This window comes from Rhodococcus sp. NPDC019050, assembly GCF_055664235.1.
Genome location: NZ_JBVOON010000007.1, coordinates 15,869 through 29,634, shown reverse-complemented (window position 1 = coordinate 29,634; position 13,766 = coordinate 15,869). Strand labels below are relative to the sequence as shown.

At 66.3% G+C, this 13,766-nt stretch carries 18 protein-coding genes; 7 read left to right on the top strand and 11 right to left on the bottom strand.

All coding sequences use genetic code 11. The annotated features are described in order from the left end of the window. The first annotated feature begins 130 nt into the window (after positions 1-130). The gene (locus AC0B44_RS09940) at positions 131-1,429 is read left to right on the top strand and encodes a glycosyltransferase 87 family protein (RefSeq protein ID WP_471902733.1); all 1,299 of its coding nucleotides are present in this window, start codon (positions 131-133) and stop codon (positions 1,427-1,429) included. On the opposite strand, the gene AC0B44_RS09935 is transcribed toward AC0B44_RS09940, so the two are convergent. After that, entirely contained in the window at positions 1,399-1,728 is a 330-nt protein-coding gene (locus AC0B44_RS09935; RefSeq protein ID WP_471902732.1) for a branched-chain amino acid transporter permease, read from the bottom strand. The two genes, AC0B44_RS09940 and AC0B44_RS09935, sit on opposite strands and share 31 nt — an antisense overlap. Further along, positions 1,721-2,413 (bottom strand): AzlC family ABC transporter permease, encoded by a 693-nt coding sequence (locus tag AC0B44_RS09930; protein ID WP_471902731.1) that lies wholly within the window; start codon positions 2,411-2,413, stop codon positions 1,721-1,723. Before AC0B44_RS09930 ends, AC0B44_RS09935 begins: the two co-directional genes overlap by 8 nt. A gap of 117 nt (positions 2,414-2,530) precedes the next feature. On the opposite strand from AC0B44_RS09930, the gene AC0B44_RS09925 reads away from it, so the two are divergent. Continuing rightward, positions 2,531-3,271, top strand: a complete 741-nt coding sequence (locus AC0B44_RS09925; RefSeq protein WP_471902730.1) for a M50 family metallopeptidase — start codon at positions 2,531-2,533, stop codon at positions 3,269-3,271. Between the two features lie 8 nt (positions 3,272-3,279). Here the strand turns inward: AC0B44_RS09925 and AC0B44_RS09920 are convergent, their stop codons facing one another. Both AC0B44_RS09920 and AC0B44_RS09915 read right to left on the bottom strand, forming a co-directional pair. Continuing rightward, entirely contained in the window at positions 3,280-3,927 is a 648-nt protein-coding gene (locus tag AC0B44_RS09920) for a cyclase family protein (RefSeq protein ID WP_471902729.1), read from the bottom strand. Positions 3,928-4,013: 86 nt separating this feature from the next. Further along, positions 4,014-4,814, bottom strand: coding sequence for a thioesterase family protein (locus tag AC0B44_RS09915; protein ID WP_471902728.1), 801 nt, complete (start codon positions 4,812-4,814; stop codon positions 4,014-4,016). Between the two features lie 130 nt (positions 4,815-4,944). On the opposite strand from AC0B44_RS09915, the gene AC0B44_RS09910 reads away from it, so the two are divergent. Continuing rightward, a complete protein-coding gene (locus AC0B44_RS09910; RefSeq protein WP_471902861.1) occupies positions 4,945-5,979 on the top strand; it encodes a nucleoside hydrolase in 1,035 nt (344 codons plus the stop codon). A gap of 38 nt (positions 5,980-6,017) precedes the next feature. Then, a complete protein-coding gene (locus AC0B44_RS09905; RefSeq protein WP_471902727.1) occupies positions 6,018-6,413 on the top strand; it encodes a histone-like nucleoid-structuring protein Lsr2 in 396 nt (131 codons plus the stop codon). A gap of 8 nt (positions 6,414-6,421) precedes the next feature. Here AC0B44_RS09905 and AC0B44_RS09900 read toward each other — a convergent pair whose 3' ends face one another. Then, complete coding sequence (locus AC0B44_RS09900) at positions 6,422-7,822, bottom strand: FUSC family protein (RefSeq protein ID WP_471902726.1); 1,401 nt, start codon at positions 7,820-7,822, stop codon at positions 6,422-6,424. Positions 7,823-7,892: 70 nt separating this feature from the next. On the opposite strand from AC0B44_RS09900, the gene AC0B44_RS09895 reads away from it, so the two are divergent. Continuing rightward, positions 7,893-8,405, top strand: a complete 513-nt coding sequence (locus AC0B44_RS09895) for a MarR family winged helix-turn-helix transcriptional regulator (protein ID WP_471902725.1) — start codon at positions 7,893-7,895, stop codon at positions 8,403-8,405. A gap of 10 nt (positions 8,406-8,415) precedes the next feature. Here the strand turns inward: AC0B44_RS09895 and AC0B44_RS09890 are convergent, their stop codons facing one another. Next, on the bottom strand, positions 8,416-8,895 hold the full coding sequence (locus AC0B44_RS09890; RefSeq protein WP_471902724.1) for a hypothetical protein: 480 nt from the start codon (positions 8,893-8,895) through the stop codon (positions 8,416-8,418). A gap of 212 nt (positions 8,896-9,107) precedes the next feature. On the opposite strand from AC0B44_RS09890, the gene AC0B44_RS09885 reads away from it, so the two are divergent. Continuing rightward, on the top strand, positions 9,108-9,695 hold the full coding sequence (locus tag AC0B44_RS09885) for an HdeD family acid-resistance protein (protein ID WP_471902723.1): 588 nt from the start codon (positions 9,108-9,110) through the stop codon (positions 9,693-9,695). Positions 9,696-9,792: 97 nt separating this feature from the next. Beyond that, on the top strand, positions 9,793-10,455 hold the full coding sequence (locus tag AC0B44_RS09880) for an excalibur calcium-binding domain-containing protein (protein ID WP_471902722.1): 663 nt from the start codon (positions 9,793-9,795) through the stop codon (positions 10,453-10,455). 42 nt (positions 10,456-10,497) lie between these two features. Here the strand turns inward: AC0B44_RS09880 and AC0B44_RS09875 are convergent, their stop codons facing one another. From AC0B44_RS09875 to AC0B44_RS09855, 5 genes are all read right to left on the bottom strand, one after another. After that, positions 10,498-10,905 (bottom strand): PPOX class F420-dependent oxidoreductase, encoded by a 408-nt coding sequence (locus AC0B44_RS09875; protein ID WP_471902721.1) that lies wholly within the window; start codon positions 10,903-10,905, stop codon positions 10,498-10,500. A gap of 99 nt (positions 10,906-11,004) precedes the next feature. Continuing rightward, positions 11,005-12,351, bottom strand: a complete 1,347-nt coding sequence (locus tag AC0B44_RS09870; RefSeq protein WP_471902720.1) for a phosphotransferase family protein — start codon at positions 12,349-12,351, stop codon at positions 11,005-11,007. Between the two features lie 33 nt (positions 12,352-12,384). Continuing rightward, positions 12,385-12,921, bottom strand: a complete 537-nt coding sequence (locus AC0B44_RS09865; RefSeq protein WP_471902719.1) for a DinB family protein — start codon at positions 12,919-12,921, stop codon at positions 12,385-12,387. A gap of 105 nt (positions 12,922-13,026) precedes the next feature. Beyond that, positions 13,027-13,209: a hypothetical protein gene (locus tag AC0B44_RS09860; RefSeq protein ID WP_072700725.1), complete on the bottom strand. Its 183-nt coding sequence runs from the start codon at positions 13,207-13,209 to the stop codon at positions 13,027-13,029. 66 nt (positions 13,210-13,275) lie between these two features. Continuing rightward, on the bottom strand, positions 13,276-13,755 hold the full coding sequence (locus tag AC0B44_RS09855) for a TspO/MBR family protein (protein WP_471902718.1): 480 nt from the start codon (positions 13,753-13,755) through the stop codon (positions 13,276-13,278). Positions 13,756-13,766 lie beyond the last annotated feature (11 nt).

Below are 13,766 nucleotides of genomic sequence, written 5' to 3'. Positions count from 1 at the left end.
GTCACATTTGAAATGCGACATTTTGGGTACTTCGAAAGCTCTTGCGGGGTCCTGCTTCTCGCTCGTCCGCGGAAAGTACAACGATTGTGTAACGTAGCCCCAGCCGTTTCCGACCCGGAGGTATCCGCCCGTGCTGTTGACCGAAGTCCGCTCCCGACCTGTGCAGTCCGCGTTGATCGCGGCGGGTCTCGTGGTCTCGGTCCTGGTGGTCGCAGGCTACATCCGCGACGCGACGACCGAGTACCTGATGGATCTCGACGTATTCCGCGACGCCGGCTGGGCGTTTCTCCACAACACGCCCCTCTACACCGAAGGCTTCTTCAGCCATTCCGGGTTCCGGTTCATCTACCCCCCGTTCGCAGCCTTCCTCTTCGCACCGATGGCTCTCGTGAGCAGCGCGGTACTCCAGGTGGCGTGGACGGCCGGTCTGATCGCGCTGGTCTGGTGGATTCTGCAGGTCGTCTACCGGCGCCTCGACGTCGCTCACGCAAGCCTTGTCGCGTCGGCGACGCTCGGTTTCGTGCTCGTGCTCGAGCCGTTCCGCTCGAACTTTGCGTTCGGGCAGATCAACATCGTGCTGATGGCGCTTGTCGTCGCCGACGTCCTGGGCGTCATTCCGAAGCGTTTCCGGGGCGTGGGTATCGCCCTGGCCGCCGCCATCAAGGTCACTCCCGCTGCCTTCGGCCTGCTCCTGCTGCTCCGCCGGGACCTTCCGTCGGTGGCACGGGCGTTCGGCGCGTTCATCGCGACCGTCGCGTTCGGGTACTGGCTGCGCCCGGAGTCGACCGTCTTCTTCTGGACCGAGGAGTTCTTCGCCACCGATCGCGCCGGCGACCCCGGTTTCTTCCGCAACCAGGCCCTCACCGGCCTCATCGCCCGCTTCGACCTGTCGGAAGGGCTCAGCAAAGCCCTGTGGGTGGTGGGTGCCGCGCTGATCGTGGCCGCCACCGCGTGGGCTGCCTACCGCTTCCTCCGCGCCGACGAACCGGTGGTGGCACTCGCGATCGTGGGTCTGGCGTCGCTGCTCGCCGCACCCATCGCCGTCACCCACCATTGGGTGTACGCATTGTTCCTCGTTCCACTGCTCGTGACGCCCCGTTATCGCGCCTGGTGGCCGGTGCTGCTCCCCGCCACGCTGGTCTTCCTCGCCGGCCCCAATCATTTGCTGCGCGATGCCTCGTCGCGGGGGTGGGTGGAGCAACTTCTCCTCGAAGTACTCGGCACCTCCCAGTGCCTCGCGGCGATCGCGGTGTTCGTCGCTGCGGTGATCGCGGCACGCAGTCGTCGGCCGGTCCTGCCCGAGGCTCGGGAATCGGACGCGCCCGAGACGATCAATTCTCGCGAGCAGGCCGAGGTTCAGGGCCCCGCAGAGGCTCAGAAAGTTCAGGACCAAACGGTTCAGGACCAAACGGTGGACGCGGCGAGGTAGAGCACCGTCCCCACGACCGTGCTGAGTGCGGCGTTTCGACGCCACACGTGCATTCCCACCGTTCCCGCCAGACCGATCGTCGCGGGCAGCCATGTCGTGGTTCCGACGTCACGCAACGTGTACATCACGAGGATCACCATGACCCCGGCCGGCATCGTGCGGCCGAGGAAATCCACGAACGCGGAGTCGCGCAGCGCGGACAACGCCACGAACGGCGCGGCTCGCAGGGCGACGGTGACCACGAACATCACGAACAGCGCCGCGAAGACGTACCCGGCGCCCGGCACTCCCTCAGGCACGAGTTGTCGCATTGCGGTAGACGAACCTCACGAACAATGCTGCGACGAACAGGGCCAGACCGATCACGAGCATCTGGTCTTTTGCGATCAACATCGCGACGAGGCCGCACACCAGTGCGATCGCCGGCGCGGGCACGTCGCGGTTCGCCCGGAACGCATCGATGGCGAGCACTGCGAACAGTGCGGTGAGTGCGAACTCGAGTCCGGTGAGCCCGGCGGGCAGCACTGCGCCGATCAGCGCGCCGATGGTGCCGGACGCCACCCACACGAGTTGGCACACCACCTGCACGGTGAGTATCCGCGTGCCCGACAGCGCGTCGCGCGCCTTGGGGGCGACGATCGCGTACGACTCGTCGGTGAGTGCGTACACGCCGTAGAGCTTTCCGGCGCGACTGCGGATCCGATGCAGCGGAAACGACAGTCCGTAGAACACGTGCCGGAAGTTGACGAGCAGCGTTGCGGCGGCGATCGACGCCAGGGGCGTGATTGCGCCGATCAGGCCGATCGCGAGGAATTCCATCGACCCGGCGTAGATCACCGTCGAGAAGATCGGTGCCCACCACCAGTCGAAGCCGCCCTGCGTCAGTACGACGCCGAACGCAAGACCGAGCGGGACCAGGCCGAGTCCGACCGCCCACGAGTCGGCGATACCCGCACGAATCTGCGTGGTGCGAGGGTTGAGCATGGCTCCCAGGCTATCGACGGACTCGTGGCCTTCCGCACGCACCGTACGATGACGCGTCCGTGCTCTCCGAGAGTTCGACGGGACCGCACCCGGCGGCCCGAAATGGAAAGGTGATCGGTGGCGTCCACCCTCGATTCGTTCACGAACGCCGTGCAGTCCGCCTGGCAGGCCGTTTCCACGGTCGATGAACCGGCCCCGTCGTGGCTGGTGGTGGGTACGGCGGTCGTCGCCCTCCTACTGGTGTGGGTGCGACCGCTGTGGCTCAGGACCCGGCACGTCATCACTCAGGCGCACGAAGGCTCGCATGCGCTCGTTGCCGCACTCGTCGGGCGGAAACTGTCCGGGATCCGGTTGCACAGCGACACCTCGGGTGTCATGGTCTCGTCCGGCAACCCTCGCGGTCCCGGGATGATCGCGACCACCTTCGCCGGATACACCGGTCCCGCCGTACTGGGTTTTGCCGCCGCGACACTTCTCACCCTCGACCGGCCCGCCGCGGTGCTGTGGTCGATCCTCGCCGCGCTCGCAATCCTGTTGCTGCTGATCCGGAATCTGTACGGGTTCATCTCCGTGGTCATCGCGGGCGCGCTGGTGGGTGCGGCCGCGTATTTCGGCGACCCCGTGGTTCGTTATATCGCCGCGTACCTGATCACCTGGGTCCTGTTGCTCGGCGCGACACGTCCCGTGCTGGAACTCGCGCGCACCCACCGGCAGGGCCGGGGTCGTGGCTCCGACGCCGATCAGTTGAGGGGGCTCACCCGGATACCGGCCGGGATCTGGATCGCGATCTTCGCACTCGTCACAGCGGGCACCGCCGTGTACGGGACGGTCCGGGTCGTGGTGACCCAACTGGGGTGACCGCGCGCTCACGCCTCGAGTTGCATCGCGACCCCGCGGACGGGGGCACCGTCGCCGCCCGCGAACGGTATCGGCAGGAGGCTGACGAGCGGATCGGGGAAATCGATCGCGGCGAGGTTGCACAGGTTTTCACAGATCACCGCACCGGCGCGGGCGAGTACATGATGGGCCGGCAGTGCGTCGTCGCCGGTGCGATCGACGCTCGGTGCGTCGATACCGATGGTGCCGACGCCCCGATCGAGCAACCATCGGCACGCGTCGACGCTCAGTGCCGGGTGGTCGAAATAGACGTCCGTGCCGAAGTTTACGGACCAGCCGGTATGTACGAGCGCAATGTCGCCGGGTCCGAGATCGATCTCCTCCCAGCGCTCGGGCGTCAGTAGCGACCGCGGGCCTGCGTCGCGCGCCTCGAGCACGACACCGCGTCCGACGAGACGCCCCGGTGCCAGGCGGTCGACGGATTCGCCGTCGTCGCGGATGTGCCGGGCTGCGTCGAGGTGGGTGCCGGTCTGTGAACCCATTTCGATGTGCAGCAGGTTGTAACCGTCGCTGCCGATGGTGGCGTGCGGGGTGAAGACGGGTTGCGGATCACCCGGATACACCTGGGTATCGGGCGACACGACATGACTCAGGTCGACGATCCGCCGCACACGCATGGTTCCGATGCTAACGGTGGGCGTGCTCCCGAAACGAAGTACGTGGTGCCGGATCGAAGTACCAGCGCGGATCGGCGAAAACGGGTTCAGCCGAAGTCGACCTGCCGGTGCGCGTTGGCCAGCGCGGTGACCGTGCCGGTTCCGAACGGACCGTGCCTGTCGAACAGCACGGCCGTACCCACCGCGACACCGTCGGTGGCGATGTGGTTGTCCGCCTCCACGCCCACCTCGAGGCCTTCGGGCAACCGCGACAATGCGAGCGTCACGTCCGCGTTGATGAAGCCCACTCCCTTGTCGCCCCAGTTGGTCACGAAACTCGTACCCTCACCCACCATCGCGGTGTTGACGAACGGCGACTGCTCCTCCCCGACGATCACCGGAAGTTGCCTCGTCCACAAGCGTTTACGGCCGGCGTTCTGGTGCTCCGACCTACCTCGCGACCATCGGCCGTCGCTGCTGTACCAGGAGAAGGCATCCGTCGCCGGAGGGGAATCGAGAACTTCCGGGGGCGGCGCGGGATGCTCGTCGCGGGTCCAGACGGAGCCCGGGGGCTGCGCCGACCGCCGCAGGTACACCACGGTGGCCCGTGCCGAGACCTTCCCGTCCTGGATGAGGCTCGCATCGGCAACCCGGATCCGGTTACCGTCCCGAACCCGGGTGGTGGTGAAGGTGATCGTCTCGTTGCGGACCGGTGCGAACAGATCGAGTGTGAAGCGGGCCGGGACGAATCCTTCCGGCGCGTGGGCATTCTCGAGTTCCCGTGCGACGAGCCCGCTCACACACGGTCCGTTGAGCATCGTGTCCGACCACGGACTGACCGCGTATTTCGTCGGCGTATAGATACCGTCGGCTTCGGTGAAGAATCCACGTTCCGGGCGCTGGGACATTCTCGGATTGTCGCAAGCGCCTGTGTGAGCCCGTTCACCGGGGATGCCCCTGCTACCTGCGCCCCTGGCAATGGGTGAAGATGGGACCGTGCACGCACACCGACCCGGACCGGCCACGGACCCCACCCCGATGATCGTCGACGTCGATACCGGCATCGACGATGCTCTCGCCCTGCTCTACCTGCTGGCGAGTCCCGAGGCCGAAATCGCCGCGGTGCTGTGCACTGCCGGCAATGTTCCGGTCGCGCAGGTGACCACGAATACCCTTGCGTGGCTGGAGGTGTGCGACCGGCCCGATATCGAGGTGGCAAACGGTTCGGCGGTGCCTCTCGTCGCGCCGTTGATGACGACGGAGGACACGCACGGCGCACGCGGTGTGGGGTACGCGGAGTTGCCCACGCCGTCGCGCGCGCCGTCCACGCGCACTGCCGCCGAAGCATGGGTCGAACTGACCCGCGAACGTCCCGGCGAATTGACCGGTCTGGTCACAGGACCACTGACCAATCTCGCCCTGGCCCTGCGTCTCGATCCCGGCGTTCTCACCCGCCTCCGGCGACTGGTGGTGATGGGCGGGTGCTTCAACCATCCGGGCAACACCACCCCCACGTCGGAGTGGAATGTGGCAGTCGATCCGGAGGCGGCGAAGGTGGTGTTCGATGCGTTTGCCGATCTCGATCCAGACCGGCGCCCATTGCTCTGCCCGTTGGATACCACCGAGACGATCGAGATGCGTCCGGCACACGTGACGCGGATCGCCGAACTCGCGGGAAGCGTTCCCACGGAAGAATTGTCGGCGGACGATCCCCGTGGTCGCCGGTCGCAGGCCTCTGTGCCGGTGGTGCGGCACCTGTCCGACATGCTGCGGTTCTACATGGAGTTCCACCGGGACCAGAACCTGGGGTTCCTCGCCCATGTGCACGACCCGTTCGCGGCAGCGGTCGCGCTCGGCACCGTTCCGTATGTGACACGTTCCGCGACGGTCGATGTCGAACTCGACGGGCGAATCACCCGGGGGACGACGGTCGCCGACTGGTCGGGAATCTGGGGACGAGAACCCGACGCCGACATCGTGGTCGGGACGGAACCGGAGATCTTCTTCGATCATTTCATCGATCGGGTCGCAATTTATGTGCGCGACTTGAACGTACCCCGGAGCAACAACTAGCGTCCCATTTGCAACATTTCGGGGACAAGGAGAATAGCGTGGCGCAGAAAGTGCGCGTCGAGTATTTCGACGACATCGACGGTCAACCCATCGCCGATGGTCTGGCGCAATCGTTTCGGATCGCCGTGGACGACGTCGAGTATGAAATCGACCTCCGACCGGCCAACGCGGACAAGTTCTGGGCCGTCCTACGTCCGTGGCTGAAAAAGCCCCCGGGCACACGCACGCCCCCGGCGCGCACCGATGTCACGGAACGTGTGATCAAGCCGGCCCGGCCGCGGGCGGCGCGCAAGCGCAAGACCATTCCGTCCACCCGTTCCCCTGAACAACTTGCCGCCATCCGGCACTGGGCGCGCAACGAAGGATTCGACGTCAGTTCGCGGGGCCGGATCCCGTCTCACATCCTCGAACGGTTCGAGGCCGCGCACTCCTGAGTTCAGGACTACAGGTGATGTCGGTCGCCGCGGTGGATCGTCACCGCGGCGACGACGACGCCCACGACGACACCGATCAGCGTGTCCCCGACGCGGCTGAGAGCGATGTCGGCGCCGAGAGGCTCACCGATTCCGGTGAGCAGCAGCGCCATTGCCGTGACGAAGACGCTGGCGATCGCGTAATTGCGCGTGACATACAGTTCGGTGATCGTCTGGAGCAGCACGATCACCGCCACCAACGGCCAGTAGCCGAGATCGAGGACCAGGACCGCCGCCGCGATCAGCGCCCCGACGACGTTTCCCAGAAGACGCTGGAACGCACGGGCGACGGTGTGCCGGTAGTTCGCCCCCTGCAGGGCGGCCATCGCACCCATCGTGGCCCACAGCGGATGCTGTAATCCGATTGCCGCAGCGAAACATCCGGCGACTGCCGAGGCCATCAGGACACGACCCGAGCCGACTAGCAGCGCTCGGTCCCGCAACAGCGGAACACCCTCGTGGACGAAGCTCCGGGGACGCTCCAGAACGGGAGCGGTGGCGGTGTCGACGCGGGGAATATCGATGTTGCGGCGCACCTTCCGCAGTTCCGCCTCGAAACGGAGAAAGTCGGCGCGGTGATCGTCGGAGGTGTCGTGGGAGCCGCGGTCGATAACCGACTCCGCGGCATCGACGAGCGCGAGCAACTCGGCGGAGTGCGAATCACGGCGGCCGAGGGCAATCACCTCTCGCGCACGGGCGACCGCCGAGCGGGCAGCGGGGACGGCGGCCTCACCTTCGGTCTCGAGTGACGACGTGGCTGCGAGCACACGGGCCACGGCGACGCGCGCCGGGCCGTGGGGGTGCCCCACGGCCGGAAGCAGAGCGACGATCCAGCCGACGGCGGCACCCACCGCAGCAGCGGCGGTGGCGAGTCGTACGTCGGACGCGGTGTCGGCGAACCCCGCGGCGCCGGCCGCGGCGAAGATCAGGATCACGGGCCCGGGTCCGGTTATCCGGAATGCCGAGAGCAACAGGAATGCCAGGCCGGCAGCCACCGACAGCACGGGGATCTGCAGCCATATCGAGAATCCGAGCGCGCCGAGTGTCGCGCCGATGAACGTATAGGCGACGACACACGCCCCGACACATGCCAGTTTTCCTGCCATCCGCCGGTACGGCTCGTGACGGAGAAAGGCGCAGCACAGCGCACCGAGAGCAGCGAACCCCGCCACTTCGGTGTACCCGAGGAGGCCACCGCCGACGAGAGCGATCAGCGTCGCCAGGCCGACGCGGATGGCGACTGCGACAGTCGGGTCGGCGCGGCGCATCTCGAGCACGTCGCGCCACACGGTGGGCGAGACGGAATGGGCGAGGGCGCGTGCCGAATGCTGCAGGCGACTTTCGTTCGTGCCGGGGAGGGAGCGCTGCATTCACACCATTCTAATACTTCATGGGTAAATTATCTATGAAGTGATTTCCGGCCGACGCTAGAATGCGCATATGCCCACGCCCCCCGACCGTCCCGACTACGTCGATCGTGTCCGTCGCGCGTGGGAAGACCGGTACCCCGACCTCGACGTGGCGCCCATCGACGTCATCGGCCGCATCACGCGCATCGGGGCTCTCGCCCTCTCCCGCCTCGACCGCGAGCTCGAACCGTCCGGCATCGGGCGTACCGAGTTCGAGGTACTCAGCGCGCTCGCTCGGAGCCCCCATCCTCTGCGAGCCAGCGAAGTGACCTCTGTCACCGGCATTTCCGGCGCTTCCACCACCAAGCACACCGAACGTCTCGCGAAAATGGGGCTGGTCGAACGCCTCCGGCTCGAGCGTGACGCCCGCGTCGTGCTGCTTTCGCTCACCGACGCGGGCCGGGCGCTGGTCGAGACCGAACTACCCCGGCGGCTCCGGAGCGAGAAACTCATGCTCGAGGGACTGAGCGGGGAGGAACTCGACGTGCTGACCGACCTGCTGCGTCGCATCACCCGCAACGTCGAGGATCAGATGTTCTCATGATCGGGGAGGGTTACGGCATCTCCATCGTTTCCGACCGTTCGATCTCCGCGATCGCCCGGCGCAGATAGGCGGCGGGGGCGGCCTTCCGCGCGGCGAGAAGATCCGCGAGGACCAGCAACCCTGCGGTGAGGTACTGATCAGGAGTGATCCGGGGGCCGGTCGCCTCGGTGTCCTGGACACCGAGTGTCGCGGTGATCACCGCGACCACCGCGTCCGGCTGCATCGACGGAAGCCACCGCAGACCGTCGCGTACCGCCCGCGTGAGAACGGCCTGCACATCCTCGCCGGTCAGCCCGTCGGGATGAAGCTCTTCGAACAGGTCGCGCACCATGCCGGCATGGACGGCGGTCACCGTCTCGTACGGCAAGCCGGTGAGATCGTCGAGCGCGTCGCCGAAGTCGTCGCTCGATCCGTTGCGCGCAGCGACGAGCGCGGCATCGGTCGCAGACGCGATCTGCCGAGTCGTCTTCGGCCAGTGGTCGGGCCACACGGTATTCGCCTCACTTTCCGTCGCAGGCCCGCCGAGCGGGGCCGGCGCATCTCGCCGCACCCAGTTTTCACGACACCGCCGATCCACACGCAGACGGGTGCCGCGCTCCAGGAGACGGGGCAGGCGCCGTTTACAGGTCACAGGCACGTCACCGGGCCTATTCTGGGCACACCAAGATCATGGCTTCCGAGGTGTCACGACGAGGAGTTTCCATGTCCACGAACCCTGTCTCACCCTCCGACCCGTTCAGGTCGCTGTTCAAGCAAATCTGGTGGGTGGTGCTGATACGAGGCATCCTCGCCGTGCTCTTCGGCATCGTCGCGCTCGCCTGGCCCGACATCACGGTCTGGGCGCTGGTGATCGTCTTCGCGATCTATGCGATCGTCGACGGCATCGTGCTCGCCGCCCATGCGATACGCGACCGGACGTCGCTCGAAGGGTGGGGGTGGTGGCTCGCAATGGGTGTGGTGTCCGTCGTCGCCGGCATCCTGGCGCTCGCCTGGCCCGGCATCACGGCACTCGCACTGCTGTATGTGATCGCGTTCTACGCAATCCTCTACGGAATCACCGGCATTGTGGGCGGCCTGCGGTTCCGGAAGGTCCCGGATTCCGGATGGGTGTGGGCGGTGGTCGCGGGAGCGCTCGCCGTGCTGTTCGGCCTGATCCTGCTCATCTTCCCCGGCGAGGGCATCCTGAGCCTGATCTTCCTCGTAGGCGTCTACGCGATCCTCTTCGGCGTGCTGCTCATCGTGATGGCGTTCCAGGTGCGCAGTTCCGCGAAGCGCGTCGGCATCGTGTGACGGCCGACCCAGCCCACACCCGAATGATTCGGCTGTAACAAACCGATCGGTATTCCCGACGTCCTGACGGAACATACTTCCTCAGAACGGATGGGCCATGAATCCTCCTGCCGGTTGGCATCCCGACCCCTTCGACCCCTCGATCGATCGTTATTGGGACGGTGACGGGTGGACCGAGCAGACCAGGCCGAAGGGTAGCGATACTCCTACCCAGGTCTTCGGTGCTGTGAACCCAGGAGACAGCCCGTCGACTGGCGATGAAAAGAAGCGCCGGAAGTGGCCGTGGGTTGTCGGCGCCGGGTTCGTGGGACTGCTGGCCCTCGGAGCCGCTATAGGTGAGGAAGAGCCAACGCCTGATTCGTCTTCCGTCGTGGCTACTACGACCACTTCGGCGGCTCCGACCACCACAACGGCGCAACCCACCACGACCACAAGTCTCCGCACCACTACGCCGGCACCGACAACGACCTCCGAGGCTCCGGCCCCGGTGCCGTTGGTCCCTCGGATCGAAACGACAACCAGCACGACAACGGAATACACGCCACCGCCTGCTCCCGCGTACACCCCGCCCCCGGCGACGCGAGAGGCACCTCCGCGCACGACGGAGTACACGCCTCCACCAGCTCCACCGGAGCCGATCGTGTCGTACTCGAACTGCACTGAGGCAAAGACAGCCGGTGCCGCTCCCCTCTACAGAGGCGAACCCGGGTATTCAACTCGCTTGGACAGGGACGGGGACGGCATCGCCTGCGAGAAGTAACCTCCGGCAGTGCGGGTAGCCTCTGCCAACCGATAGTGCCGATCAGGCGTTTGCGAGCCGCCCCCACGCGTGCCAGCGGTCGATCTCGATCCACGCGCTCACCCGTCGCCGGTCGCGCTGGTGGTAGGGGTTGCCGGTGTAGTGCACCGAGATGCGGTCGATGTCGGTCAGGTCCGGATCGTCGACGAATTCCACCACCCGGCCCTGGATGCTGACGTGGGTGATCCAGTCCTGGGGATCCATCGCGGACAGGCTCACCCGTGGGTCGTTGCGCAGATATTCGAGGCGCTTTCGTCCCTCGTCCATGTTCACGAGAATGCGTCCGTTCTCGTACATGTACCAGGTGGGCACCGAAACCGGCTGCCCGTCGGCACGCAGCGAGGCGATGGTGGCGTAGTTGGGCTGAGCAAGGAACTCGGCGACGGCCGCAGGAACCGGAGGCTTGGGCACAATCGAACCTTTCTCGAGGTGAGGATCGGTACCGGACAAGCCTATGCCCGAGCGCCCGGTCGCCCGCCACAAGTGCGCAGGAAGCCACCGCACCGATGCTCAGTACCGGGGGTTGGCGACGTTCAGGCGCGTGGCGGCGAGAGCCCGGACCACGCTCCCGACCGGCGCCTCTCCGACGGCCACCTCGCCGGCGCGCAGGCCGAGCGCGAGTTCGGCTTCCGAGCGGTACCCGAGGGAAGCGAGCTTCGTCTGCAACTCTTCTCGCACCGCGTAGCCGACCTCGGATTCGCGTGCCGCGATACCGAGGACATGGGCTGCGACACGCGCTCGATAGGCGGTGCGGGGGTCGGCCCCAGCCGCAGCCTCTACAACGAATTCCCGGACCGCTCGCAGCAATTCACCGGCGCGTGGAGTTCCGAACAACTCGTCTTCCGGACCCCGCTCGTCCTCGGTGGCGGGGGTGCCCGGCTTTGCCGGGACACCGAGCAGATCGAGTAGATCGTGCTCGCATTCCGCGACGCGGCGACCGATCGCCAGCAACTCGAGGGTGTTGTCCCCGTCTTCACCCGCCCGCATCGCCTGCATCCGGCAGATGACCGCCCAGCGCAGCGAACCGAAGACCTCCCACCAGTGCACGACGTGCGGGTCGGGAGCCACACCGCATTCGTCGGCGTAACCCAGGAAGAGGTCTTCCCGGGACCCGAACCCTCCGACGGGGTGCGGCGACCCGAAGCGCCACGTCTTGGTGCAGAGCCAGCCGAGATCTTCCATCGGGTCACCCAGGTGCGCCAACTCCCAGTCGAGCACACCGCGGATGCCCATTTCGTCGACGAGGATGTTGCCGTTGCGGAAGTCGCCGTGCACGAACGCCTTTCGCGAGGACGGCGGACGGTTCTCGGCCAGCCACGAGAAGGCGGCCTCCAGAGCGGGCAACGGACCGCCTGTTCGGGTGTACTCCTCGCGGAGAAACTCCACCGGATCATAGTCCGGGAGTCCGGGTACGGCCGCCGGATCCATCCGGTGCAGTTTGCCGAGCGTGCGCCCGAGGTCGTACGGCAAACGCGCTCGCACGGAACCGAGTCGCTCGTCGCGAAGCAGTCGCTGGGGCAGCGCCTCGCCGGGAAGCCGTGCCATCACCAGATACGTGCCGACGCCGGGCACCGGCTCGGTGCCGCTGCTGTCGACGATCACCGGCACGGGCACTCCCACTCTGCCGGCCTCCACGAAAGCTGCTGCCTCCATGGACATCCGGCCGGGTTCCTCACGTCCCGGCGGGTCGCGGCGTACGATCAGCTCGGGTGGCACCGCAGGATCGGACTTCGTCGTCAGCGACCACGTCTCGCGGCTCGCTCCACCCGTCAGGCGGGCGACGCCGGTGAAGACGCATTCGGCTCCGAAGATCGTCGACAACCGCTCCGCCAGTGCTTCCTCGAACGTTTCGGTCATCGTTCCCCTCTGGAGATTTCGGTCGAAACGGGTTCAGTCGAACTCCATGCCCGCAGCCTCACCGCGCTGCCTCGTCGTGTTGGCACCGTCCAGTGATTCGCGAATGATGTCGGCGTGTCCGCTGTGGTGGGCGGTCTCGCGGATGATGTGGATGAGGATCTTGCGGGCGCTCATCCATTCCCGCGTCGGCGTCCACGGAGCAATCGGGAGCGGCACCTGCTGGTTCAGGTCGAGCGTCGCGACGTACTCCTCGGTCGCAGCCGCGACCGCCCGATAGGTCTCGATCAAGTCGGCGATGCTCTCGTCGTCGCGCATGTAGTACTGCTCCATCTGCGCATCCATGTCCGTGACCTCGGCGTTTTCGTCCATCTCACGGATGGTCTCGATCCAGCCCCGCTCGGTGTTCGCCACGTGCTTGACGAGGCCGCCCAGCGTCAGATCGCTCACGGTCGAGCGCGTGCGCGCCTGCTCGTCGTCGATTCCGCGGACGGTGATGAGAAACATCTCGCGCTGCTCGGCCAGCATCTCGAGGATGTCCGCGTGTTCACCGGTGACTGCGTTCTGCTCCATGACCACTCCTCGTTCCCGATCCGTCGATGCTGCCACGGTAGAAACGATTGCGGTCGGCTTCGGTCCTGAATCCCCGCGTGGGTCCGGATTCGGTACAGAAGTCTTTCAGGCGGCGAAGCCGACGGCGCCGATCACCGGGATGATCGTCATGAAAACGATCGCGATCACGAACAGCGTGATGGTGACCTTCCTGTCCCAGCGCGATCTGGCACCCGTCGCCGCAAGGAGGAAGAAGACGAAGCCGATGCAGATGGAGCCGATCCCGATGATCACCGATGTTTCGAGCATGGTTCCATCATCGCCCACGCGGGTGGCCGCCTCGCGCGGGCCCATCCGCCGGGTGCATGAGAAAGATCAGCGATTGAGCTGCGTGATCCGTCCGGACAGCACTGTCGCGAAACCCGTCCACCCGGCGTACGGCGCAAGCGCCGCACCCGCGACCGGATTCGCTGCCGCGGTGCGGCGGGTGAGGTCGGCCGAACTGGCTGCGAGGGCGGCAGCCACTATCGTCGCCGGAACGAGTCGGTGCCATGCGAAGAAAACCCACGACCACGACGCATTGAGCACCAGGTTGACGCCCAGAGCGGTGATGTACTTGCGCCGACCGTCGTGGTCACCCCGTTCGGTCAGCGAGTCGATCGCCACCGCCGACGTCGCCGCAATATCCGCATAGAGCGCGGTCCACACCACCGGGAATGCCACAGCGGGAGGCTGAATACCGGGCTTCCGCAGTTTGCGGTACCACCTCGAACCGGTTTCGCGTGAAGCGATGGAACCGACGACCGCGGTGACGGTGGTGGCTGCGGCTGTGGACAGAACGGTGGTGAGCTTCATGTCGGTGTGAC